The following is a 23,919-nucleotide window of genomic DNA, read 5'->3' on the forward strand; positions in this document are numbered from 1 at the left end:
CCACATTTTGAGGCGAGGTTGGTTTGCAACTAGATCGTGTAAAATCCTATTTATTGTCCAAGCCTGAAGCGGTGGAAGTGTATCCTTTTGATAACCGTACTGCTGTGTTCAAAGTACAGGGAAAAATGTTTGCTCTACTGACTCGCTACCAAGCAAAAGGTTTGCTGAATCTGAAATGTCAGCCGGATCATGCTATTGAGCTGAGGGATGTGTTTGACGAGGTGATACCTGCCTATCATATGAATAAGCGACATTGGAATTCTGTAATGTATGAAGGAAGTTTGCCAGATGGGGAAATTGAGCGTTTGATTGATCACTCCTATGCTCTGGTTGTGAAAGGCATGAAAAAATCTTTAAGAGAAGGGTTGGTGTTGCGACATGGCGAAATCGCCGTCTATGGGAGCGATATCCAAGAGTGCTAAGTGCTCTAAAGAGAGCGTGTTAGATATAAAAAACGCCAACAAGAAGGACATCTTGTTGGCGTGATCGATTTCCTAGAGGCTAAAGTTTGAAGGCCGACATGACCTGTTGTGTCTGTTCTGACGTTTGAGCCAGAGATTCACTCGTTTGGTTGTTCTGCTGAACTTGCAAACTTGCCTGGGCAGATAGTTCAACGACTTTTTCATTTAACTCATTGAGTCTTTGTACTACATCGCTTTGCAGGGTGACACTTTGTAGTACCGAATTACTAGCACGATTAATGCCTTCGGCTGAGCTGGCAATGTCTTCAAGATATTGCGCAGTCATACTCATTTCTTGAGTGGTTTTTTGTGATTGCTGATGACTTTCCGTGATTTTGCTTTCCGCTTCTTTTGCGCCACTCTGTAGCTTGTTAATCATGGCTTGAATTTCATCTGTTGAGGCTTGAGTACGACTGGCTAAGCCACGCACCTCATCTGCTACGACGGCGAATCCACGTCCTTGCTCACCGGCTCGAGCTGCCTCAATAGCCGCATTCAATGCCAGCAAGTTAGTTTGTTCAGCGATTTCACTGATGACATCCAATACTGTTCCAATGGTTTGAGATTGTTCAGCAAGTTGAATGACGGTGTTCAACCCTGATTCCAATTCACTGGAGAGTTTATCTAGTGAATCAACGGTTTGTTGTATTGAATCTTGCCCTGTACGGGTTTTTTCGACGGTTGTTTTAGCGGAATCTAATGTCGATTGCGTGCTTTCAATAACTTCATCTTTGAAGCTGTCGACTTCAGCAATAGCTTGTGTCATTTCAGTGAATTTGCCTTCTCTTTCTTGGCTAATTTCTCTGGTTTTAGCGGAAGCAATTTTCAGCTCTTTACTCTTAGATTCCACTTCTTGGTTAAGTAATACTGCTTTGTTCAAGGTATCGCTAAGTCTTTGTACAAAGGTATTGTAGGAGATGGCGATCTTAGTTAACTGGTCGTTTCCAGATTCAGGAAGACGAGCGGTTAAATCACCAGAGCCGTGGGAAATATCTTCTAAGGCGGTTTTAATTTGACGTATTGGTGTGAGGATAGACCTTAGAATAATCACGGAAATAAACAGAGCAAAAAGAATAATGGCCGCACTGATGCTACCTAATTTGATGATTTCTTGTTTAAACTGCTGATCAACATCGTCTAAGTAGATCCCAGAACCAATAATCCAACCCCATGGGGCAAAGCCTTGTACATAGGAAATTTTTTCAACGGGTTGTTCGCTGCCAGGTTTTGGCCATAGGTAATCAACAAACCCTGCTTGTTGTGCTTTGACCACCTTGACGAATTCTGAAAACAGTTTTTTTCCGTTAGGATCTTCAAGGTTTGCTAAGTTTTTTCCATCCAGACTGGGTTTAACTGAATGCATAACCATGACGGCATTGTAATCATTGATCCAAAAGTATTCAGCACCGGCATAGCGAATGCCTTTAATGGTATCCATTGCGTATTTCTGAGCCTGATCTCGACTCAGTTCGCCTGATTGCTCGAGTGATTGAAAATGGGTTAAAACACCTGTGGCTGTTTCAACAACGTGTTTCGTTTGCGCGTATTTTTCATTAAGGAGTGAGGTTTTGTTCTCACTAAGCGAAAGCGAAATCACTAAAATTAAGCCAATGGAAAAAAAAGTCACCAGACTGATTAATCTGTGCTTAATAGGGATTTTTCTTAAGGTGTCTATCATAGCGGTATCCTCTCGGGAATCTGCGTTATTTTTATTATTGTCTATAAGTGATTTTGCTTCCTGCTTACTAGTTTTATCCTTTTTTATTAAACAATTCAATAATGCCATTTAACTGTCATTTCTGTGTAACTTTTTGTCTATAGATTAATTGTCAACTTCTCTTAAGCAGGGGAGGTTAGAAACGACAATCATGGGAAGGCTGCGTTTCTAATATCTCAAACAGCAGGTTAGAGCACCATCTATAAGAAGTGAAAACAGGTGGCGGTTTTGACTTATTTTCGTCAGTAAGAAATCACTATTGATAGGGCAGTATTATGACAATTGAATGCAAACAAGATTTGAGCTTTGATGAACTAGATGAGTTAGTGCGTCCAGCACCGGAAGTGGTGGAATTTGAGAAAGTAGCGAACAAGATGGTATCGCGTCGTGGCTTTCTAAGTGGTGGTGCAGCGGTCGGTGCCAGCGCATTCGTGATGGGATCAACCTTTGGTGCTGCTCAGGCTATGGCTGCTCATCATCAACCTTCTCGTTTAGCGTTTGATATGGTGAAAGCCACGACTGCTGACACTATTACCCTGCCAAAAGGTTACACTTGGCAAGTGGTAGCTTCTTGGGGGGATCCATTGTGGTCAAAAGGCGTGCCTTTAGATACTAATACTGGCGGTACAGGCGCTTCTCAAGAAATGGCTTTTGGTGATAATAACGATGGTTTAGCCTTCTTTAATCACAATGGCGTGTTTGTATTGGCCGTTAACAACGAATACGTTAATCCAAAAACCTTAAATGCCAACCGCGAAGGCGGTGAAACCATGACGGCAGATGATGTGCGCAAGAACAAAGCTGCACACGGTGTGTCCATTATGGAAGTGGCTAAATACGATGGTAAGTGGAGCATCATTAAAGACTCTAAATTCAACCGTCGCATCACTGCAGATACTGAAATGGAAATCACTGGTCCAGCACGTGGTCACGATTTGATGAAAACCTCAGCGGATCCTCGTGGTGTATTAGCAAAAGGCACTTGGAACAACTGTGGTCAAGGTCAAACACCTTGGGGAACTTATCTGACTTGTGAAGAGAACTTCAACAGTTATTTCGCGGCTTCTGATGACAGCTATCAGCTTCCTGATGAACTTAAGCGTTATGGTGTGAGCACTTCTGAAGGTCGCTACAAGTGGGAAATGGCAGACGATCGTTTTGACCTTGCCAAAGAACCAAATGAGCCAAATCGCTTTGGTTATGTGGTTGAAATTGATCCAATGAATCCAAACTCTCGTCCTAAAAAACGTACCGCTCTGGGTCGTTTCAAACACGAAAATGCCGAAGTCGCGATCGCGGCAAACGGTCATGTTGTTGTTTACCTAGGCGATGATGAGCGTGGCGAATTCCTTTACCGCTTTGTTTCTAAAGGCAAATACCAAGTAGGTGCTGACAACTCAGACTTGCTTGCAGAAGGTACTTTGTACGTTGCTAAATTCCATGACAATAATCGTGGTGAGTGGTTGGCACTTACGCCTGCAACCACTGGCATGACAGAGGCAGAAATTGCCATTCACACTCGTCAGGCGGCATCTAAAGTTGGTGCAACCACCATGGACCGTCCTGAGTGGGTCGCTGCCAATCCAAACAAAGTAGAAGCCTACTGCTGTCTAACCAACAACAAAAACCGTGGTGTGAAACCAAATGCGGGTGGCGATGCGACACCAGCAGAAGGTCCAAACCCACGAGTTAAGAACAACTTTGGTCAGATCGTACGTTGGGAACCAAGCAACGAAGACCACACAGCGAATGACTTTAAATGGGATTTGTTTGTGATGGCGGGTAACCCAGCCGTCTTTGACGATGCTTATGCGGGTTCTGCGAACGTGAACAAAGACAACATGTTTAACTCACCAGATGGTTTGAAATTTGACCGCAACGGCTTGTTGTGGATTCAAACCGATGGTAATTACTCGAACGAAGGGGAGTTTGCTGGTCAGGGTAACAACCAAATGTTGGTTGGTGATACAGAGACGGGTGAAATCAAACGTTTCATGGTCGGCCCAACTAAGTGTGAAGTGACTGGCGCGGCTTGGAGTTCTGATTACTCAACGATGTTTGTCAGCATTCAGCACCCAGGTGGTACTTGGCCAACAGGCGCTACACCGCTTTCTAGTGTGATTGCTATCACACGTGAAGATGGTCGTGCTATCGTGTAACCAGTACGATAAAAGCGAATACAGGCCAGCATGCGAAAGTATGTTGGCCTTTTTCGTTGTAAAGACAGATTAGATTTTCTTTTGTTCTGAAGACTTTAGTTGTGACGCATATCATGATATTCATAACTAGCAATGTATGAATGTATAATATTTCATTATACTTCATCGGAAATTCAAGGAAGATAAGAGCAGATATTCAGTTTTGTTCGTTTTCCTTACAGACCCAAAGTTTCCTAGTGATAAAGCATAAACGGATGATAGCCCAAAGAAGGTATGAATGAGTCTGGTCTTTTCTAAATCGTTGTTTGTGAAGCAAGCTATATTAACCTTGTTGTTAGCGATTAGTTTGAGCTTGATAAGCAATAGTATTCAATTGCTGGATGGTATAACCCAGCAAAAAAAGATGATTGAAAACAACTTCAATCAATTGCTTGGTGTGGTTGAGCAGCCTTTGGCAAGCGCGGTGTTTCGTTTGGATTACCCTGTTGCGAAGCAACAAGTCGAGAGCCTGCTAAATTCGCCCTCCATTGCGAAAGTGGAAGTCAGCGATGAAAATGGCAAATTGTTTGTTGCTGCCAGTGCGCCGCACCGAGTATTTTCTTCATCACAAGCTTTGGCAGATTGGTTATTTGGTGATTTTACTTCCTTTCAACGCCCTCTGATTTTATTACAGCCTAGCTTTAATTCTGGCTTGCTCACTGTGGTGCCGGAAACTCGTTATTTAATGGACAATTTGCTGGCGACCCATGTTCCCCTCTTATTGTTTAATTTATCAAAAGACATTCTGCTTGCTTGCCTTGTATCACTGATTTTTTATTTTCTAGTGACTTATCCTCTGGTTCGTCTTACTCGCTCGCTTGCTAAGTTAGGACGAGTACGAAAGCTGCCCCTATTTGGGGCTTTTTACCGTCGTCATCAAGCGGATGAGCTAGGACAGTTACACGCAACCTTCAGTCATTTATGGGACAATTTGAATACTGCCCTGAGTGATTTGGAGCGCAGTAACAGTCACACCAAAGCCATGATTGAACACGCAGCAGATGGCATTATATTGTTGGATGATCAGCAACAAATCCGCATTGCCAACACCACTGCCAAAAGCATGCTTAAATTGGACAAAGAGGATTTGCCTGATACGTCCTTGGAAGCATTCTATGAAGAGTCTGATTGGCCTTATTTCGTCGATTTAGTCAGTGCTTTACCGCTAAACCATCCAACCACTATAGAAAGTCAATATTACATTGACGGGCAGACATTGCCTGTCGAAGTGCGCTTGGTGAAGTATCAAGTGCAATCCAATGTGGAAACCCTGATGTTGATGCGTGATGTCAGTGAACGTAAGCAGGCTCAGGATCATATTCACCACCTCGCCTACTATGATCCTGTTACGGATCTACCTAATCGACAATACTTAACGGATAAGTTGAATGAAAGGCTGCAGGCCAGTAATACGGATAGTGACTATTCGGCTGTGGTTTTCATGGACATTGATCGCTTTAAAGTCATTAATGACTCTTTAGGGCACAACGTCGGCGATCAACTTTTGCGTTGTGTGTCTAAGCATTTGTCCGTTCTCGTATCCGACCCTGTGTTATTTGCTCGTATGGGCGGGGACGAGTTTGCCTTTCTTTTGCCGACACTAGGGCAAGATTTAGCGGCAGCCGAAGCGCAAGTAGACGATTTAATTTGTCGTGTCATGTTAGCTTGCCAGCAAGTGAAAACAGCAGGACATCATGAAGTTCATATTACCGCGAGTTTGGGCGCGAGTGTTTTTCAATCAAGTGAGCAGTGTGCTGAGGTGATCTTAAAGCAAGCAGATACGGCTTTGTATCGAGCAAAAGAGTCAGGCAGAAATACTTATGCTATGTATCGTCCAGAAATGCAGGCGGCTTCTGATGCACGTTTGGAAATGGAAAAAGCCCTACATCATGCGACTGAAAACAAATTATTTGAACTCTATTATCAGCCACAAAATAATGCTGAAGGTGAGTTAATTGGAGCCGAAGCACTATTAAGGTGGCGGGATGCTGATAAAGGCTTTATTTCGCCAGCGGAATTTATTCCTTTAGCGGAAGAGATAGGTCTTATTGTCGACATTGGTACATGGGTTCTGGATGAAGCCTTGTCACAAGTAGCAACTTGGCTAGAGCAGGGAAAATGGCAGCCATCATGGCGCATGTCGATCAATGTTAGCCCCATACAGTTTCAGCAAGCGAGCTTTTTGCCAACGTTAAAAGCTCAGTTGGAAAAACATCATGTGCCCGCTTCGTGCGTGGATTTAGAAATTACAGAGAATACCTTGTTGAATGATTGGGCAACCAGCCTAACCAAGATGCAGGCAATAAAAGACTTGGGCGTGTATTTGTCCATTGATGATTTTGGCACTGGATATTCGTCGTTGAAATATCTTAAATCCCTACCAATCGATAGATTGAAAATTGATCAATCTTTTGTGCGAGATTTGCTCACGGATCACAGTGATGAAGCCATAGTACATGCGGTGATCGCCATGGCAAAAGCATTAAAAATAAATGTCTTAGCAGAAGGTGTAGAGACCTTGCCGCATTTTGATCGATTGAAAGAATGCGAGTGTTTCTTTTATCAAGGCTACTATTTTGGTCGCCCCGCCCCTGCAGACCAATTTATTGCTTCTTTTGTTCATGATTCGCCCGACATTGCCCCCAGTTTTTGATTTATGATCATGTAAAGACATTGAGTCAGTTGTTTAAACGTTTTACTGGGCAAGGGTGAAATATGGATTTTTTATGGTCGGTCACGAGTGTGACTATTCATTGGGCCGCATTGTTTTTTGTGGTTCTGTGTTTTGCGTTACTAGTGGCATTGGTCGTGATGTATTGGGTAGATACGCATCAAACGGCCCATACTATTCGTCGTAATTACCCCATCGTGGGTCGCTTCCGTTATTGGTTTGAGCATCTCGGTGAATTTTTTCGTCAATACTTTTTTGCTTTAGACCGAGAAGAGCGCCCTTTTGATCGCGCGGAACGCTCTTGGGCTTATCGAGCGGCGAAAAAAGTGGATACCACCATCGCTTTTGGTTCTACTCGATCATTAGATACTCAAGGGGATATCTACTTTCTTAATTGTGCTTTCCCAACGTTGGAAGAAGATGCGGCCCAACCTAAAGAGGTCTGTATTGGCGAGCATACATCTGTCTCGCCATTTCGAACCCGTTCTGTGGTGAATATTTCTGGCATGAGTTTTGGTGCTTTGTCGAAGCCCGCTGTTCAGGCATTGTCACATGGTGCCCGAAAAGCAGGGATCTGGTTAAACACTGGGGAAGGGGGGTTATCACCTTATCACCTAGAAGGTGGCTGTGATCTAGTGTTTCAAATCGGTACCGCCAAATACGGTGTACGAAACGCACAAGGTCATTTGAGTGACGATAGATTAAAAGCCATTGCCGCTCATGACAATGTGCGCATGTTTGAAATCAAAATGAGCCAAGGGGCCAAGCCGGGTAAAGGAGGAATGTTACCAGGTGCTAAAGTGACGGAGGAAATTGCCCATACTCGCGGTATTCCTGTTGGTGCCGATTCGATTAGTCCCAATGGTCATACGGACATCAAATCAATCGATGATTTACTGGATATGATTCATCATGTCCGTAAGGTCACAGGTAAGCCTGTGGGCTTCAAAATGGTGGTCGGTGATGTCTCATTTTTTGATAAAATGTGTGAACGGATACACAAAAAAGGCCTCGATTATTGTCCTGATTTTATTACCATTGATAGTGCAGATGGTGGTACTGGGGCGGCACCGCAATCCTTAATGGATTATGTGGGGATGCAGTTAAGAGAAAGTTTGCCTTTGGTCGTGAATGCGATTACTTCACATGGCTTACGCCCTTATATCAAGGTGATTGCATCGGGTAAATTGATTGTGCCGGGCAAAGCCGCATGGGCATTAAGTGCTGGTGCGGATTTTGTGGTGTCTGCCCGTGGTTTCTTATTTTCGCTTGGTTGTATTCAAGCCTTGCAGTGCAACAAAAATACCTGTCCAACTGGCATCACCACACACAATCCTGAGCTGCAAAAAGGTTTGGTGGCCACTGAAAAGTCCGAGCGAGTGGCAAATTATGCGCAAGAATTATTGCATGGTATTGGCTTAATCGCTCATTCCTGTGGTGTCAAAGAACCTAGAGAGCTGAACCGTTCGCACGTAAGAATCATTGAAAATCAAAGTCGCTCCCAGTTATTTTCAGAAGTAAATCCGTTGCCTGAAGTGAAAACGGAATACCTGAATTTTGTTGCACAAGAAGGCCGTGAAGGCACTCCTTTACAATAGACATTTCTAGACTTGATATTCGCTATCCCTGTTTATTTTTCTGGCTGTACGGTATGTTAGCCGTATTAAATGACGAGAGGGAGTTACGGAAATGGCACTGTTTCATTACGCATATCATGTCACGTCCTTAGCAGAGACAAGAGATTTCTATACTCGTGTGTTGGGCTGTAAAGAAGGGCGTCATACAGAGACTTGGGTGGATTTTGATTTTTATGGTCATCAACTTTCCTTGCATTTGGGCACTCCGTCACCCACCAGTCTTACCGGTAAGGTAGGTGATCATCTAGTGCCCATGCCGCACTTTGGGTTAATCCTAGCTTATGAGGATTGGCGTAACATCGCCGATCGTTTGGAGCACGCAGGGGTGACATTTGATTTAGCGCCGAGTGTTCGTTTTGAGGGTGAAGCGGGTGAGCAGTGGACCTTATTTTTTAAAGACCCAAGTGGTAACGCCATTGAGCTTAAAGGGTTTAAAGATCTGACTCAGGTATACGCGTCATGATTCCTTTGGTGTCAACTTTAACGGAAGCGGAACAAAAAGCTTGGTTAGCCAGTTTATCAAAACACATGCCTGAGCTGTCTTTTGGGCTATTTTCTGAGTTAAGCCAAGCACAAAAGTCCGCATGTGAGTTTGCTATTGTGGCTAACCCTGATCCGAATGAGCTTGCGGATTTACCAAATTTAAAGTGGGTACAAAGCTTATGGGCAGGGGTGGAACGTATGGTTGCGGCTTTCCCTGAAGCTGGCTTTAAAATTGTCCGATTAGTAGATCCTCATTTAGCAGAGACCATGTCTGAGGCGGTATTGGCGTGGACATTGTTTTTGCATCGAGACATGCCATATTATGCTCGCCAGCAAGCACAAGCGACTTGGCAACCTAGATCAATGGTGCGTGCGGTTGAACGACGTGTTGGCATTCTTGGGTTAGGTGAGTTAGGCAAAGTCAGTGCGTTACGCTTGGTCGAAAATGGTTTTAATGTATCGGGCTGGAGTCGCCAAGCAAAGCAGATCTCCGGTGTAACCTGTTTGCACGGTGAGCAAGGTATGCAGCAATTGTTGGAATCTTCTGATATTTTAATTTGCTTATTACCTTTAACCGCGGCAACGCAATCCTTATTGAATGAACAGACCTTATCCTTACTACCCGCTGGTGCCTGCTTAATTAATTTTGCTCGCGGCGCGATAATCGATGATTCAGCGTTAAAATTAAAACTTGATCAAGGTCACCTAGCACACGCTGTATTGGATGTGTTCCAGCAAGAGCCTTTAGCCAGTGATAATGATTATTGGGGAAGGCATAATGTGACCGTATTGCCTCATATTTCAGCACCAACACATATGACGAGTGCTTGTCAGGTAGTGGCAAAAAATATCAATTATTATCACGAGACAGGTCAAATACCGACAGCGGTCGACATGACTCGTGGCTATTAAGTAAAGTACGAATAAGTCCGCTGTTTTCTGTCTTATTCGTAGCTTTTTTAACATACGTCTTCATTTTGTTGGCAACCAATAAATCTAAAAAGGAGAAACGCATGCCTCATTGTATCGTCGAATTTAGCCAGAATTTAGCCCAAGAGTTACCTCCAATGGATTTATTAGAAGCCGTTCGAGATGCCACTATAGCGTCTAACTTGTTTACTCAGGAAGACATTAAGTTACGGGCTATGCCCTATAAAAGCTTTCTGACCGCGGGGAAAGAAGATGCTTTTATTCATGTGACGTTACGGATGCTATCTGGGCGAACAGAAGCGCAAAAACAGCAAGTTTCGCAATTAGTGCTGGATGCATTAATACAGTTTTTATTAAAAGATGTTAGTTTTACCGTCGAGGTATGTGACATGGACCGAGAGACGTACAGCAAGAAGGTTGTATTGTCTTCTTGATGAATGAGTATTAAATAGGTTTAAAAAATGAAGCGGTTATTGTGTTGTCTGGCATTATTGCCAAGTATGTTGATGGCTCAGGAGGCGGAGCCAGTGCCAGTCGAGACCGAGCAAGAAAGTGAGTCTTATTTTCAAGCCGAGGAGCCCGAAGTTCCTGAATCTATTAGCCAGCGAGCAAAAGAGGCCAATGGATTATTTCAACAACGGGAAATTCGAGAAAGTGCAACGGTTGATAATCCATTTGTGATTACACCTCATAGACCAAACTATTTCTTGCCTATTGCGTATACCTCGAACCCAAATGATCGCGCTTTTTTAGGGGACGAAAGTGATTCTGAAAGCCTTCAGAGTGTGGAATTTAAATTTCAATTAAGCGTTAAGTTTCCCGTGGCTTATGGTGTTGTTGGACGTAATAGTAGTCTTTGGTTTGCCTATACTCAGCAAGCCTATTGGCAAGCTTATAACAGCCATATTTCCGCGCCATTTCGAGACACCAACCATGAGCCAGAAGCCTTCATCGTGGTTAAACCAAAAGAAGCTTGGTTTGGCATTAAACCCAGTTACGTAACCTATGGATTGAATCATCAGTCTAATGGGCAATCTGGTGATTTATCGCGTTCATGGAACCGCTTTTACATCGATTTTTTGTTTGAAACAGAAAATACCGCCTTTTCCATTAAACCTTGGTACCGTTTTCCTGAAAGTTCAGATGTAGACGATAATCCGGATATTGAAGATTATTATGGCTACGGCGAATTTAGCATGATTCATGTGATTGATGATTACAGTATCGATGTGATGATTCGAAATAACCTGGATATGTCTAATAATCGTGGCGCCATCCAAGTGGGCTTCAATTTCCCGTTATGGGGTAAAACCCGCGGCTACATTCAGTATTTCAACGGTTATGGACAGTCATTGCTGGATTACAATCATCAAACCCAGTCGCTGGGGATTGGTGTCATGCTAAGTAATTGGCTTTAAGTTTTCCTTATTGCATGACGATTGACATCTTATCGTCATGCAAGTGTCATGGTTTTGTCATTTTTTGCTTTTAAGGTAGGTGTTAATTCAACCTAGGAGTACAACAATGAAATTAATTCCAATCGCAACCGGTTTAATGGCAATCACTCTTCTAACTGCTTGTGGCGGTGAAATGGCGAAAAAGGGTTCTGCTGAGACAATGGCAGAATCATCCGCTATGAATAATAATGATTTGTATGAAGTGCATCATGAAGGTCGTATCTATATTTTTGATGATCGCGATGTGTATGAAGACTTCCTAACTGTTGGTGAGACGTCTTTCCGTAAAGTTCGCATTGGTGCTGGTCCTAAAGGTGAAACACTTGTATTCGGTCTAACGAACGAAGACAAAAAGAAAATGTCTGGTATCGCATCAGTTGATATGTATGACGGTTCACTAGAAGCATCTGAGGACTTCTACGGTGAAATGCGTGCTGAAGGTCGTATTTATGTGTTCGGTTCTTTAGAAGAGATGAACACGGCACGCGTCGTCGGTGAAGTGCCATTACGTTACACTGAGATCGGTGCAGGTCCTAAAGGCGAAACGGTTGTATACGCTCTAAACAGCAGCAACAAGAAAGTTCGTCCAGATGCAATGATTGCTAAGTTCCACAAAATGAATGACATGAAGTAATCCCAATACTTTAAAGTCAAATTATTAGAATACCCCGCTATTTAGCGGGGTATTTTTTTGCTTAATCATTGTACGCCTTTCTCACTTAAAGCCTCTCATCTGTACCACTGGGCTTGTCATCAAGTTGTCATCGAAACGCCACCTTACTGACATTTTACTGTTCTATTTTAAAGGTAAGATGAAATGAGAGGTGAACACCTATGAACATACTTCAGAATATTCATGCATTTGATGTACAGACTTTCTCTTGGTGTATGGCTCGAAAACATAGGGCAAAGTTGACTAGCATGGGACGAGCTGTTTCCTTTACGGCGGATGGACCATTGTATGCCGCACTGGCAATGATTTTGTGGTTTACCGGTTACCACATTCTAGTCATGATCATGGTGCTTGGTTTTACCCTTGAGCGAATTTTATATCTGATTTTAAAGCGTGGTTTTAAACGTAATCGTCCTGCGGATGCCTTGGATAACTTTAATAGTTTCATTATTCCTTCTGATCAATTTTCTTTTCCATCAGGCCATACTTCCGGGGCCTTTTTCATGGCTTACTGTTTAAGTGAGTGGTTCCCAGGCTTGAATATGATGTTGTATTTTTGGGCGATGAATGTGGGGCTGTCACGAATCTTTTTAGGGGTGCATTTCCCAACGGATACTGTGATTGGTGCTTTATTAGGAAGTGCCTGTGCCGCAACGATGATTGGAGTGCTAGCATGAAAATTTTGTATGGTGTTCAAGGCACAGGCAATGGTCACATTACTCGCGCTCGGGCCATGGCCGCAGAAATGAATGTCGCTGGTATTCAAGTAGATTTCGTGTTTTCTGGACGCCCAGAAGAAGAGTATTTTGACATGGAAGTGTTCGGCAATTATCGAACCTTTCAGGGGTTAAGCTTTGTCGCTCGTAATGGCAAATTAGACTTGTATGCGACCTTTCGTAAAGCGAATTTTTATACACTGTATCGTGATATTCAAACGGTAGACACGCGTGGTTATGATCTGGTGATTACGGATTATGAACCGATTGTCGCGTGGGCTGCTAAACATCAAGGTGTGCCTTGTGTCGGCTTTGGTCATCAATATGCGTTTAAGTACGATATTCCACGCTACAAGAAAAATTGGATAGCACAGTGGATTATGTCTAATTTTGCGCCTGCAGCTACCCAGCTTGGTGCCCATTGGCATCACTTTGGTCATGATATTTTACCGCCTTTGATCCATAACCACGATGCTCCTAATAATCCTCAACCGAATCAAGTTTTAGTGTACTTACCGTTTGAGAACAGTGAAGCGGTATTAGATTGGTTAGAAGCCGTTCCAGACTATCATTTTAGACTGCATTGCAAAGACATTGAGCCGGGTGTGTATGGCAATGTTGAAGTGTTTCCTTTCAGCCGAGATCAATTCCAGAAGAACCTCAGTGAGTGTGAGTCGGTATTGTGTAATGCGGGGTTTGAATTGAATTCGGAGGCGCTACATTTAGGGCGTCGTATTTTAGCCAAGCCAATGCAGGGGCAAATTGAACAGCATTCCAATGCCATTGCATTAGAGTATTTGGACATTGCTAAAACCTGTCAGGAATTGAACCCTGAGGTCATTCGAGATTGGCTTGAAAGCAGTCGAGTGGTTCAGATCAGCTATCCCAATGTCGCGAAGGCCGTTGTAAGTTGGTTGCAGACAAATGATGATTCCAGTTTATCGGATTTGTGTGACCAATTATGGCAACAGGTTCCTAATCTGAAAAACATCAATTTTAGCGACAACACGCCGAAAAAAACGGTAAAGTCTCGTCCAATGAAACGTGCGACAGTATAAACTGTCGCACGTTTTTCCAACGCTTTAAGCTGATAAATTGGTCTTGAAGAAGTCTAACGTTCTTTGCCAAGCGAGTTCAGCATTTTGCTCTTGATATCGTGCAGTTGAGTCGTTGTGAAAACCATGATTGGCTTTTTCATAAGTGAAGGCCGTATAGGTGACTTGATTGCTCTTTAGCGCATTTTCATAAGCGGGCCAAGTGGCATTGACGCGTTTGTCGAGCTCCGCAAAATGGAGTTGAAGCGGCGCTTTGATTTGATCAATATTGCCTTTAGCAGGCGTGCCGTAATAAGGGGCTCCAGCATCAATAACATCAGGCAAATTGGCGGCTAAAGAATTGGTTAAATAGCCACCAAAGCAGAAACCAACCATGCCCACTTTTCCGCTACTTAGTTCATGACTTTTCAGTAAGCGTGCGGCCGCCATGAAATCCTCTTCAATTTTCGCGCCATCAAGGCTTTTCTGCATGGCACGACCTTCATCATCATTACCAGGGTATCCTCCAAGAGGAAATAAAGCATCTGGTGCAAAGGCAATGAATCCTGCTTTTGCCAATCGTCTCGCCACATCTTTGATGTAAGGGTTCAATCCTCGGTTTTCATGGGCAACCAGTACAGCAGGTGCTTTGTTACTCGCACTAACCCCTTTTGGTAACACCAGATAGCCTCGACCAGTGCCATGACCACTAGGGCTTTCAAGCTCCAAATAAGATGCGGTTATCTCAGGGTCATTAAACGACACTTGCTCCGCTAAGGCGTAGTTTGGGGTGAGAGATTTGGCAATGACTGACAAAGATAAGCCAGTAACACCAAGTGTGCCTAATCTTGATAAGAAGGTGCGTCGGTCGATGTCACCATGAGCGTATTCGTCATACCAGTCGAACGCTTCTTGGGGAATAGATGAGACTTGCGGGGTGGTTTTTTCAGCTGCTTGATTCATTACAATTCCTTCTCTTCAGTCGAGTGAATGTTAAAGAAGAGGCTAATAAGCCTGATGACGCCAATGGGGCTTGTTCATCACTTCTTTAGGTAACGGTTAGTTCAGTCATTAAAACGCCTATCTTTGAGTGGTAATGAACAGGATAGTTCAATTTTTATGCTAGTGGTGTTTAGGGATTTGCCAAAATTGATCTAAATTTGGTTTACACTCGTATATAAAGTCTCGATGTTTAAGTGCGTACCCTAATGTTAGACAGAGCCTTAAATGTCAGCCGCTGTCTCATATTCAGGCTTGTTACATACTTAAAAGCTTGTCATTCTTGCAGAAACATTAAAAAGGATAGGATGTAAATGATGCGAAAATCGCCCATCATTATTACAGGAGGTGGCCAGCGACTAGGATTAGCCTGCGCTCAAGCGTTACACGAGCAAGGTTATCAGGTGATTATTACATATCGCCGGCACCGCGAAGAAATTAATACGATAGAAGCGTCTGGAATTCAATGTTTGCAGGCTGACTTTTCAACATCAGATGGTGTTGAGGCCTTTATTGAGAAAGTAACCAGAGATTATGATGCCCTTGGTGGCATCATTCATAATGCCTCCGAATGGGAAGCGGAGAAAAATTGCTCAGATACGACGTTATTGATGGAAAAAATGTGGCAAGTTCACGTATTTGCACCTTATCGTATAAATCTGGCCTTCGAAGGATTATTATGTGCAGGTTTTAAAGACGATGGGGTCGCCGACATCATTCATATGACGGATTATGTCGCCGAAAAGGGCAGTGATAAACACATAGCTTATGCCGCCAGCAAAGCCGGTTTGGCAAATTTAACTTGCTCTTTTGCTAAACGTTATTCACCTCAGATCAAGGTGAATGCCATTGCCCCATCATTATTGATGTTTAATGACAGTGACGACGATGACTACCGACAGAAAGCGTTAAATAAGTCACTGTTACAAAAGGAGCCGGGAGAGCAGGAAGGCGTACTCGCAGTTAAGTATGTATTAGAAAGCGGCTACTTGACAGGTCGGACCTTGTCTCTGGATGGAGGCAGACATTTGGTGTAACCAAATGGGGACTTCTTTTAGCACAGCCTCCAGTCGAAAGGCAGGAGACAGCAACGTAGGACAAAGATATGAAAGCTAACATAGCGGAAAACTCGACAGTAAATCATGCTTTTCTTTCAGACGAGGCTAAGCAAGTTCGTGACGCTCTAATCAAAAGTGGGTTAGAAACCCCTATGATTGATAATGGTCTGACCACGGAAGAAAAATATCAACGTATCAAAACGGCTTTTGAAGATGTGGTCAGTACACTGGGTTTGGATTTAACCGATGACAGTTTGGCCGAGACGCCTCATCGTATTGCTAAAATGTACGTCAAAGAGATTTTTTCGGGTTTAGATTACACACAGTTCCCAAAAATTACTGTGATTGAAAACAAAATGAAAGTCGATGAAATGGTGAAAGTCAGTGACATCAGCTTTACCAGTACTTGCGAACACCATTTTGTCACCATTGATGGCATGGCAAAGGTCGCTTATTTGCCTAAAAATAAGATCATTGGCTTGTCGAAGATCAATCGCATTGTGCGTTTCTTCGCTCAGCGTCCACAAGTGCAAGAGCGTCTAACCCAGCAAATTTTGGTGACCTTGCAAGCACTGTTGGAAACTGACAACGTGGCTGTGAGCATCAGCGCAGTGCATTACTGTGTGAAAGCGCGTGGCGTGATGGATGCTAGTTCTTCCACTCAAACAACGGCTTTAGGCGGTTTGTTCAAGCGCAGTGACAAGACTCGTGGTGAATTCCTCGCGCAATAAATAGTTGTCATTAGCAAACGAAAAGAGCTGAAATTGAAGTCTTCACCCTTTGTGGGGATACTTTAAGATTGGCTCTTTTTTTATGCCTGAAATTCAGGCAAAGTGTGCCTTTCTATCGACCTAATACGAAAGGCTTTTCACATGAAAGATAAAGAGACGTGGTTCCCTGCCAAAGAAAATGGATTGGGATGGGGAAAGCCGACTACTTGGCAAGGCTGGTTGGTCTTGTCATTATATTTGTTTGTCTTGTGTCTGATTTCCATTCTAGTAGACCCTAAAGAAGCCTTAATGACATGGGCTTTTTGGGTGGCCTGTAACACCTTAGTTTTGATCTTGATTTGCTATTTAAAGGGCGAACCACCAAGCTGGAAGTGGAAGCCAATTGAAAAAGAAAAACGTAAGTGGTTTAAGTAAATTTAAAGATTTTAATTGCAGATTAATGATTTAAACTGTCAGAAAATACAATTATTTGCTTTTAAAAGGATGTATTCATGCGAACTTCTGGCATTTTGTTACTGATTGCTTATTTGGGCTTTATAAGTCTCGGTTTGCCAGATGCGGCACACGGTATTAACTGGCCCTTTGTCAGGGCAGCGTTTCATGTTCCAACAGGGTGGTTGGGGCTGGTGATTGCTGGCGGTGGGATTGGCTATTTAATTTCGAGTTTTTCTGTGGGCTGGCTATTGTCCAGATTGGGCGTAGGCTGGCTGCTTGTGCTGAGCAGTGGCTTAGTAAGTTTTGGCTTATTTGGCTTCTACATAAGTGCCAATTTCACGATTTTTGTTTTGTATGCCATGGTCATTGGTTTAGGGTCTGGCGCAATCGATGCAGGCCTCAATGCTTATGCTGCAGAGCATTTTTCCACTAAGCACATGAACTGGTTACATGCCGCGTTTGGTGTTGGTGCAACGGCTGGCCCTATTATTGTCACCAGTGTACTACTGCATTTTTCACAGCATTGGCGACTGGCCTATGCGGTGATTGGCAGCATTCTGTTGTTAATGGCATTGGTCTTTTTCTTCAGTCGTCATTTATGGCGAAGCGGCCAACATGCATCGAAAACCTCGATTGAAGAGGTGCAAGAAGATGATCTAAACATTACCCAATGGCAAGCTCTAAAACACCCCATTGTCCGTTTCCAAATTGCCTTTTTTTTACTCTATACTGGCGTTGAAGTCGGAGTTGGACAGTGGGCATTTACGCTTATGACGGAGACCAGAGGTATTTCCATTGCCAGTGCTGGCACTTGGGTAGCTGTGTACTGGGGAGCCTTAGCTTTTGGTCGAGCCATCTTTGGTTTTTTGGTAGAAAGGTTTTCCATCGATCGATTATTGGGCTTGTGTTTGCTGGGCTTGGTGTTAGGCGCTTTGTCATTTACTAATAGTATGCACGCCTATTTTAGCTATTTTGGTCTGGCATTAATGGGCTTTTGTGCAGCGCCAATTTTTCCTTGTATGATTTCTCAAACCGCGATTCGCGTTGGTAAAAGGATGGCCACTTATGCGATTGGGTTTCAAATGAGTGCCGCCGTAATGGGCGCCATGACCTTGCCATTTTTAAGTGGTTTAATCGGTGAGCAGTTTGGTTTGATGTTTGTCAGCTTAAGCTTTTTCGTTTATGCCGCGGCGTTACTGATCTTATTTATGGTCATTATTAAGCGAGCGAACTGACGTTCGTTCGCTTGTGATTCTCCCTGAAAAACGCTTTATTTGCTTTCTTCTTCCAATGTATTTCTTTGCACGAGTGTCGGAAACAAGTACATCCAGATGCCAACCACAGCAAGAGTACCGACACCACCTACAATAATGGCTGGAACGACACCAAACCACGCGGCAGTGACGCCAGACTCAAATTCACCAAGTTGGTTAGAACTGCCAATAAAAATAGAGTTGGCGGCACTGACTCGTCCCCTCATTTCATCTGGTGTTTCTAATTGCACCAGTGTTGAACGAATCACCACGCTGATCATATCGGAAGCACCCAATAACACCAGTGCAAACATGGAAAGGATGAGTTGATCTGATAAGCCAAACAGAATGGTCGCCACCCCAAATACGCCGACGGCAGCAAACATGATTTTGCCAACACTTTGAGTTAGCGGATGTCTGGCCAAGTAAATAGACATGAGCAAGGCACCTAGTGCGGGTGAGCAACGTAGTAGACCAAGTCCCCATGGCCCGGTTTCTAGTATGTCTTTGGCAACAATCGGTAACAGTGCGGTTGCGCCTCCTAATAATACGGCAAACATGTCCAATGAGACGGAGCCCAGAATGACCTTATTACCTCTGATAAACATCAAGCCGCCGAGTAAGTGCTCTAAGCTAACAGGCGTTTTATGTTTGACGGTAAAGTTGTAGCGCAAGAAGGACAAGATGACACAGGAAATAAGAAAACAGCTCATGCTGGTCGCAAATAAGGTGGTCGGCCCTAACAAATAAATGACGCCACCAAGAGCTGGACCGGCAATGACGGAGATTTCTCGAGCAGATGCCATCGCACTGACCGCACGGGAAAGTTGTTCACTGGGCACTAGGTTCGGCAGAATGGCCTGATTGGCAGGTAATTCAAAGGCTCTTGCTGTACCAAGTAATGCGGCACAAGCATAAATCATATTAGCGGATACGGTATCGGTAAAATTGCCATAGACCAAAATTGCGACAGTGCCGGCCATGGTTAGGCGCGTAAACACGCAAATTAGACGACGATTGTAGCGATCAGCCACATGGCCGACCACCAAAGTTAGTACAAGTTGCGGTAAAAATTGACATAACCCAACAAGCCCAAGAGCTAAAGGACTGTCTGTTAAATCATACATCTGCCAACCAACGCCAACGCTGAGCATTTGAAAGGCAAAGGAGGACGCTATTTGGCCGATCCAGTAGTGTAAGAAGTTACTGTGTTTGAAGAGGGAGGGTAGGTCTTGGCTCAAGTTAGTATACTCATTAGGTTACTGAATTTATATTCTATCCTGCTTTGAGGTTGAATAAAGGGTATTGGGTCTTAAGAAAAAGTTTAAGAATTGTGAATTTTATAATCTTTTTTCTGATAACAGCCTTTTTGTTCGGTGAATCAGGAATAATGCTGAGTGGATATAAGCAAGCTTGGATGGCTTGCTTTTAACAAGGTAAAACAATAGGCACTTCCCCTTTGCCCTATTGCATAAGCCACTCTGGCTTATGGTGTTATAACTTTATAAGGACAGATCTTGATCAATTCAGAAACCTATACCTCAATGCATGAGTCTGTATCCCGTTGGTTATTGCTGATTTGCTTAGTGGCAGTGGGCATTGGACAGTCATTTGTATTTACTTCCTTGCCACCAATTGGTCGTGAAATCGGCTTGGCAGACGTTCGCATCAGTACACTGATCACCGCAGGGGCGGCGACGTTTGTGATAGCGGCTTTTTTCTGGGGCAGTATTATTAATCGTATTGGTCGGGTGCGCTCAGTTATCTTTGGTATGAGCAGTTACGCAGTGACCATTTCAGCGACTGGGTTTGTGTTACAAGAGGCACTAGCGGGACACCTTTCTGCCGAGCAGACCTATGTCTTTGTGTTTACCTTGCGGATCATTTTTTCCATGGGGATTGCGGGTATTTTACCTTCTATCCAAACGTTTCTGATTGCTCACACAGACATTAAACATCGCAGTGCCACGATTGCTATGATTGGCGCGGCTTTCAGTATTGGTATGATTTTAGGGCCTGCATTTGCTTCTTTGTTAAGTAACCTAGGTTTGACGGTGCCTTTTTACATTATTGCCTGCCTTGCAGGCTGTGCGGCGATTTTAGTGGCTTGCTTTGTGAAAGATGGCAAACATGTACGTCAGTTTCAAAAACCGCCCAGAATTAATTGGCTGAAGCAGCCTGTCATGCCGTTTCTGGGAATGTCGACTCTGGCGATTTTGTCGGTAACTGGCATTCAACAGATTATGAGCTTTCTAATTCAAGACCGTTTCCAGTTAGACGTTGCAGAAACCACACATCAGCTGGGATTTGTGATGATGACCATGTCTTGTTTTAGTATCTTGGTGCAGATGATTCTTGTGCCGCGCTTCCGGCTCGGTGTGGTCACATTGATTTCGGCTGGCGTGATATTGGGTGTATCCTCTCAATTAGCCTTTATTTTCTGGCATTCGATGGTCGGTGTATTTGTTGCCATGGCCCTTTTCGGTGCCGGCTTTGGCTTTCTTTTTCCCGGTATTGTGACCGCACAAACCTTACTTGTGAAAGACGATCAACAAAGTCGTTTGGCCAGTATGAATGCGTCAATGCAAGGGTTGGGAGCTGCCCTTGGCCCCGTCATTATGGCGTCGCTGTATCAACTGGAACAATGGGTGCCTTTTATGGCACTTATCATCGGGCTGCTTTTCTTGTGTGTGGTATTTGCCTACTGCAAAGCCAAGTTTGGTGCCGCCTTCAAAACTAGTTAATCAATTTAGCCTGAGCCACTTGACGTGGTGTGACACCAAAATGTTGGTGAAAGCGCCGACTGAAATGGCTTAGGCTCAAATACCCTAATTCATAGCTGACTTGGGTGACAGAACCGTTTTCTTTGAGTCGTTGGTAGGCTTTACTCATTCTTCTTTGGTGCTGATATTCTAATGGCGTACAACCAAGTTGGCGTTTAAAACAGTCGTAAAAACGACTGCGACTCATGCACGCCATTTTAGCCAGTTGGCAGGTATCCAGAGGCAGTGATAAATTGTTTTCGATCCAATGAATCACATGGGTGATGCCATTAGTATCAGGGGCATTTTTGGTAAATTGCAGTAATGCTTCGCGACCATGGTGGCGTAAGATTCGAGTAATGAGTTCACTCACACCAAAGTCCACCAGTAAATCTCGATCAGGGTCATTTTGCACATAGTCACTCGCGAGGCGGTCTAGCACTTGCTGAGTGGCTTGGGTGTGGATGGTATGTAAATGCTGGTTGGGATCAATTGCTTGAGCTGTTGGCAATGAAGTGTGCATTACATCATTCATACGATCGCAAATTTGTGCCACTTTTTCGTTTGAGATGGCGATGGTCAGGCAAGTCGTTGGCTTAGTCAGTTCTGCTTCTGGGAAATCGATGAAGACTTCTTCATCTGGTGCCAGGATGAAAGATTCATGTGGTAGAAAAGGGATGTTGTCTTGGTCTTTGGTATGCATGACTTTCGCACCCGTCACCATACCGCAATAGAGTAAGCTATCGGCTTTCAAGCTGACTCGATTGGCCTGCTCATAGGTATCGTAGATACTCAATTCTGAATGAGGGCCAGCAAAACAGACTCGATTCTCAACCAGTTGAACTGGCGAACGTTTTCGCGCCAAAATGGCTTTTGTAGATAGGGTTGAAACACTCATAATCACACCTCTTGTTAAACTTGTTATGTTGGCGTGTTGCGCTTTCTATTGTTCATCATCGCCCGAGCTGAGCTAAGGGTCAATCCTAAAATTTGGATCACCAGACAAATATCATGGACTGGCAGGCAAGTTTTCTCCTCAGTTTGTTTCTACAGTTAGTTGTTAGTCAAAAACAACAAAAACAGAAACGATAACGGAGATAGAAAGTATGATTTATTCTAAACCTGGTACCAGTGGTAGCTTAATTTCTTTTGAAAGTGATTATGGTAACTTTATTGGTGGTGAATGGGTTGCGCCCGTAAAAGGCCAGTATTTCGATAACACAAGTCCTGTCGATGGTCAGGTATTTTGTCGTATTCCGCGCTCTACTGAAGAAGACATTAATTTAGCACTTGATGCCGCTCATGCAGCACGAGTTGAATGGGGTAAAGCTTCTGTCACCACTCGCTCCAATATTCTGCTCAAAATTGCTGATCGAATCGAAGCAAATCTAGAAGCATTGGCCGTCGCTGAAACTTGGGATAACGGTAAAGCGGTGCGCGAAACACTGAATGCAGATATTCCTCTAGCAGCTGATCATTTCCGTTATTTTGCAGGTTGTTTACGTGCTCAAGAAGGCAGTACGGCAGAACTAGATGAACATACTGTGGCCTACCATTTTCATGAACCTCTTGGTGTGGTAGGACAAATTATTCCTTGGAATTTTCCTATCTTGATGGCCGCGTGGAAACTTGCACCAGCCTTGGCGGCGGGTAACTGTGTGGTATTGAAACCTGCAGAACAAACGCCAGCGTCTATTTTGGAGCTGGTTAAGGTGATTCAAGATTTATTGCCTGCAGGCGTTTTAAACATAGTCAACGGTTTTGGTAAAGAAGCCGGTCAAGCTTTAGCAACGAGCAAACGTATTGCCAAAATCGCCTTTACTGGTTCTACGCCTGTTGGTTCTCACATTTTGAAATGTGCTGCTGAAAACATTATTCCTTCTACCGTCGAGCTAGGTGGTAAGTCACCCAATATTTATTTTGGTGACATCATGCAGCAAGAAGAGTCTTACATTAGTAAATGTGTGGAAGGCTTAGTATTGGCTTTCTTTAACCAAGGAGAGGTATGTACTTGTCCTTCACGTGCTCTGATTCATGAATCCATCTATGATGACTTTATGAAGCTGGTGGTCGAAAGAACCAAAACCATTAAACGTGGTAACCCGCTTGATACTGATGTGCAAGTGGGAGCGCAAGCGTCGAAAGAGCAGTTCGATAAAATTTTGAGTTACATTGATATCGGTAAAAAAGAAGGGGCTGAGTTGCTGATTGGTGGAGAGGTGGAGAACATCGATGGCTTGGACAATGGCTTCTATGTGCAACCTACCTTGTTTAAAGGGTCTAATGAAATGCGTATTTTCCAAGAGGAAATCTTTGGACCTGTAGTCAGTGTGACGACCTTCAAAGATGAAGCGGAAGCTTTGGCGATTGCCAATGACAGTGAATTTGGTTTAGGCGCTGGAGTATGGACACGTGATACTAACTTGGCCTATCGCATGGGAAGAAACCTAGAAGCAGGTCGAGTGTGGATGAACTGTTATCACCAATATCCAGCTCATTCTGCATTTGGTGGTTATAAAAAATCTGGGGTTGGTCGTGAAACCCATAAAGTGGCATTAGAGCATTATCAACAAACGAAAAACATGTTGATTAGTTACGATGTCAATCCGCTTGGTTTCTTCTAACAAGCAGCGAACGGTACATTTAGTATCTCAAGCCAGAGCATAAGCTCTGGCTTTTTTGTGTTGCTTGACCGAGTTTTTTG

Annotated in this window: 21 protein-coding genes; 17 read left to right on the forward strand and 4 right to left on the reverse strand. The window is 43.7% G+C overall.

Annotated elements, in window-relative coordinates:
- Window positions 1–23 precede the first annotated feature (23 nt).
- Complete coding sequence (locus DFP76_RS08910) at window positions 24–422, forward strand: MmcQ/YjbR family DNA-binding protein (protein ID WP_113874293.1); 399 nt, start codon at window positions 24–26, stop codon at window positions 420–422.
- 79 nt (window positions 423–501) lie between these two features.
- Here the strand turns inward: DFP76_RS08910 and DFP76_RS08915 are convergent, their stop codons facing one another.
- Complete coding sequence (locus tag DFP76_RS08915; protein ID WP_113874294.1) at window positions 502–2,139, reverse strand: methyl-accepting chemotaxis protein; 1,638 nt, start codon at window positions 2,137–2,139, stop codon at window positions 502–504.
- A gap of 314 nt (window positions 2,140–2,453) precedes the next feature.
- Here DFP76_RS08915 and DFP76_RS08920 point away from each other — a divergent pair, with 314 nt between their 5' ends.
- From DFP76_RS08920 to DFP76_RS08965, 10 genes are all read left to right on the forward strand, one after another.
- The gene (locus DFP76_RS08920; protein WP_113874295.1) at window positions 2,454–4,337 is read left to right on the forward strand and encodes a PhoX family protein; all 1,884 of its coding nucleotides are present in this window, start codon (window positions 2,454–2,456) and stop codon (window positions 4,335–4,337) included.
- A gap of 277 nt (window positions 4,338–4,614) precedes the next feature.
- Entirely contained in the window at window positions 4,615–7,029 is a 2,415-nt protein-coding gene (locus tag DFP76_RS08925; protein WP_113874296.1) for a putative bifunctional diguanylate cyclase/phosphodiesterase, read from the forward strand.
- A gap of 62 nt (window positions 7,030–7,091) precedes the next feature.
- Window positions 7,092–8,645 carry an FMN-binding glutamate synthase family protein gene (locus tag DFP76_RS08930; RefSeq protein ID WP_113874297.1) on the forward strand — a complete coding sequence of 518 codons (1,554 nt, stop codon included), beginning with the start codon at window positions 7,092–7,094 and terminating at the stop codon, window positions 8,643–8,645.
- Between the two features lie 91 nt (window positions 8,646–8,736).
- The gene (locus DFP76_RS08935; protein ID WP_113874298.1) at window positions 8,737–9,147 is read left to right on the forward strand and encodes a VOC family protein; all 411 of its coding nucleotides are present in this window, start codon (window positions 8,737–8,739) and stop codon (window positions 9,145–9,147) included.
- The gene (locus DFP76_RS08940; RefSeq protein ID WP_113874299.1) at window positions 9,144–10,079 is read left to right on the forward strand and encodes a 2-hydroxyacid dehydrogenase; all 936 of its coding nucleotides are present in this window, start codon (window positions 9,144–9,146) and stop codon (window positions 10,077–10,079) included. The genes DFP76_RS08935 and DFP76_RS08940 overlap by 4 nt, the downstream gene beginning before the upstream one ends.
- Before the next feature lie 101 nt (window positions 10,080–10,180).
- Window positions 10,181–10,531, forward strand: a complete 351-nt coding sequence (locus tag DFP76_RS08945) for a 5-carboxymethyl-2-hydroxymuconate Delta-isomerase (RefSeq protein ID WP_113874300.1) — start codon at window positions 10,181–10,183, stop codon at window positions 10,529–10,531.
- Between the two features lie 27 nt (window positions 10,532–10,558).
- Window positions 10,559–11,515: a phospholipase A gene (locus tag DFP76_RS08950; protein ID WP_113874301.1), complete on the forward strand. Its 957-nt coding sequence runs from the start codon at window positions 10,559–10,561 to the stop codon at window positions 11,513–11,515.
- 106 nt (window positions 11,516–11,621) lie between these two features.
- Window positions 11,622–12,188 (forward strand): hypothetical protein, encoded by a 567-nt coding sequence (locus DFP76_RS08955; protein ID WP_113874302.1) that lies wholly within the window; start codon window positions 11,622–11,624, stop codon window positions 12,186–12,188.
- A 200-nt stretch (window positions 12,189–12,388) separates the two neighbouring features.
- The gene (locus DFP76_RS08960; protein WP_113874303.1) at window positions 12,389–12,904 is read left to right on the forward strand and encodes a phosphatase PAP2 family protein; all 516 of its coding nucleotides are present in this window, start codon (window positions 12,389–12,391) and stop codon (window positions 12,902–12,904) included.
- Window positions 12,901–14,001 (forward strand): MJ1255/VC2487 family glycosyltransferase, encoded by a 1,101-nt coding sequence (locus DFP76_RS08965; protein ID WP_113874304.1) that lies wholly within the window; start codon window positions 12,901–12,903, stop codon window positions 13,999–14,001. The genes DFP76_RS08960 and DFP76_RS08965 overlap by 4 nt, the downstream gene beginning before the upstream one ends.
- 24 nt (window positions 14,002–14,025) lie before the next feature.
- Here the strand turns inward: DFP76_RS08965 and DFP76_RS08970 are convergent, their stop codons facing one another.
- On the reverse strand, window positions 14,026–14,940 hold the full coding sequence (locus tag DFP76_RS08970) for a dienelactone hydrolase family protein (RefSeq protein WP_113874305.1): 915 nt from the start codon (window positions 14,938–14,940) through the stop codon (window positions 14,026–14,028).
- Between the two features lie 350 nt (window positions 14,941–15,290).
- On the opposite strand from DFP76_RS08970, the gene folM reads away from it, so the two are divergent.
- The 4 genes from folM (at window position 15,291) to DFP76_RS08990 (ending at window position 18,435) form a co-directional block, all read left to right on the forward strand.
- Window positions 15,291–16,013: a dihydromonapterin reductase gene (gene folM / locus DFP76_RS08975; protein WP_113874306.1), complete on the forward strand. Its 723-nt coding sequence runs from the start codon at window positions 15,291–15,293 to the stop codon at window positions 16,011–16,013.
- Between the two features lie 68 nt (window positions 16,014–16,081).
- Window positions 16,082–16,765: a GTP cyclohydrolase I FolE gene (gene folE / locus DFP76_RS08980; RefSeq protein WP_113874307.1), complete on the forward strand. Its 684-nt coding sequence runs from the start codon at window positions 16,082–16,084 to the stop codon at window positions 16,763–16,765.
- 141 nt (window positions 16,766–16,906) lie between these two features.
- Entirely contained in the window at window positions 16,907–17,179 is a 273-nt protein-coding gene (locus tag DFP76_RS08985) for a hypothetical protein (RefSeq protein WP_113874308.1), read from the forward strand.
- A gap of 77 nt (window positions 17,180–17,256) precedes the next feature.
- The gene (locus DFP76_RS08990) at window positions 17,257–18,435 is read left to right on the forward strand and encodes an MFS transporter (RefSeq protein WP_113874309.1); all 1,179 of its coding nucleotides are present in this window, start codon (window positions 17,257–17,259) and stop codon (window positions 18,433–18,435) included.
- 35 nt (window positions 18,436–18,470) lie between these two features.
- Here DFP76_RS08990 and DFP76_RS08995 read toward each other — a convergent pair whose 3' ends face one another.
- A complete protein-coding gene (locus tag DFP76_RS08995) occupies window positions 18,471–19,694 on the reverse strand; it encodes an MFS transporter (RefSeq protein WP_113874310.1) in 1,224 nt (407 codons plus the stop codon).
- A gap of 276 nt (window positions 19,695–19,970) precedes the next feature.
- On the opposite strand from DFP76_RS08995, the gene DFP76_RS09000 reads away from it, so the two are divergent.
- On the forward strand, window positions 19,971–21,197 hold the full coding sequence (locus DFP76_RS09000) for an MFS transporter (protein WP_113874311.1): 1,227 nt from the start codon (window positions 19,971–19,973) through the stop codon (window positions 21,195–21,197).
- On the opposite strand, the gene DFP76_RS09005 is transcribed toward DFP76_RS09000, so the two are convergent.
- The gene (locus DFP76_RS09005; protein WP_113874312.1) at window positions 21,190–22,113 is read right to left on the reverse strand and encodes an AraC family transcriptional regulator; all 924 of its coding nucleotides are present in this window, start codon (window positions 22,111–22,113) and stop codon (window positions 21,190–21,192) included. The genes DFP76_RS09000 and DFP76_RS09005 overlap by 8 nt on opposite strands.
- A 208-nt stretch (window positions 22,114–22,321) precedes the next feature.
- On the opposite strand from DFP76_RS09005, the gene exaC reads away from it, so the two are divergent.
- Window positions 22,322–23,839 (forward strand): acetaldehyde dehydrogenase ExaC, encoded by a 1,518-nt coding sequence (gene exaC, locus DFP76_RS09010; protein WP_113874313.1) that lies wholly within the window; start codon window positions 22,322–22,324, stop codon window positions 23,837–23,839.
- Window positions 23,840–23,919 lie beyond the last annotated feature (80 nt).

Source organism: Marinomonas aquiplantarum (assembly GCF_003314975.1).
In the GTDB taxonomy this organism is placed as follows: domain Bacteria; phylum Pseudomonadota; class Gammaproteobacteria; order Pseudomonadales; family Marinomonadaceae; genus Marinomonas; species Marinomonas aquiplantarum.

Excerpts from the sequence above, each read along its gene's own strand:
- DFP76_RS08955 (WP_113874302.1), top strand. The coding sequence starts at position 11,622 with ATGAAATTAATTCCAATCGCAACCGGTTTAATGGCAATCACTCTTCTA.
- exaC (WP_113874313.1), top strand. The coding sequence starts at position 22,322 with ATGATTTATTCTAAACCTGGTACCAGTGGTAGCTTAATTTCTTTTGAA.
- DFP76_RS08935 (WP_113874298.1), top strand. The coding sequence starts at position 8,737 with ATGGCACTGTTTCATTACGCATATCATGTCACGTCCTTAGCAGAGACA.
- DFP76_RS08990 (WP_113874309.1), top strand. The coding sequence starts at position 17,257 with ATGCGAACTTCTGGCATTTTGTTACTGATTGCTTATTTGGGCTTTATA.
- folM (WP_113874306.1), top strand. The coding sequence starts at position 15,291 with ATGATGCGAAAATCGCCCATCATTATTACAGGAGGTGGCCAGCGACTA.
- DFP76_RS09005 (WP_113874312.1), bottom strand. The coding sequence starts at position 22,113 with ATGAGTGTTTCAACCCTATCTACAAAAGCCATTTTGGCGCGAAAACGT.
- DFP76_RS08945 (WP_113874300.1), top strand. The coding sequence starts at position 10,181 with ATGCCTCATTGTATCGTCGAATTTAGCCAGAATTTAGCCCAAGAGTTA.
- folE (WP_113874307.1), top strand. The coding sequence starts at position 16,082 with ATGAAAGCTAACATAGCGGAAAACTCGACAGTAAATCATGCTTTTCTT.
- DFP76_RS08930 (WP_113874297.1), top strand. The coding sequence starts at position 7,092 with ATGGATTTTTTATGGTCGGTCACGAGTGTGACTATTCATTGGGCCGCA.
- DFP76_RS08965 (WP_113874304.1), top strand. The coding sequence starts at position 12,901 with ATGAAAATTTTGTATGGTGTTCAAGGCACAGGCAATGGTCACATTACT.
- DFP76_RS08940 (WP_113874299.1), top strand. The coding sequence starts at position 9,144 with ATGATTCCTTTGGTGTCAACTTTAACGGAAGCGGAACAAAAAGCTTGG.
- DFP76_RS08970 (WP_113874305.1), bottom strand. The coding sequence starts at position 14,940 with ATGAATCAAGCAGCTGAAAAAACCACCCCGCAAGTCTCATCTATTCCC.
- DFP76_RS08920 (WP_113874295.1), top strand. The coding sequence starts at position 2,454 with ATGACAATTGAATGCAAACAAGATTTGAGCTTTGATGAACTAGATGAG.
- DFP76_RS08925 (WP_113874296.1), top strand. The coding sequence starts at position 4,615 with ATGAGTCTGGTCTTTTCTAAATCGTTGTTTGTGAAGCAAGCTATATTA.
- DFP76_RS08960 (WP_113874303.1), top strand. The coding sequence starts at position 12,389 with ATGAACATACTTCAGAATATTCATGCATTTGATGTACAGACTTTCTCT.
- DFP76_RS08950 (WP_113874301.1), top strand. The coding sequence starts at position 10,559 with ATGAAGCGGTTATTGTGTTGTCTGGCATTATTGCCAAGTATGTTGATG.
- DFP76_RS08915 (WP_113874294.1), bottom strand. The coding sequence starts at position 2,139 with ATGATAGACACCTTAAGAAAAATCCCTATTAAGCACAGATTAATCAGT.
- DFP76_RS08985 (WP_113874308.1), top strand. The coding sequence starts at position 16,907 with ATGAAAGATAAAGAGACGTGGTTCCCTGCCAAAGAAAATGGATTGGGA.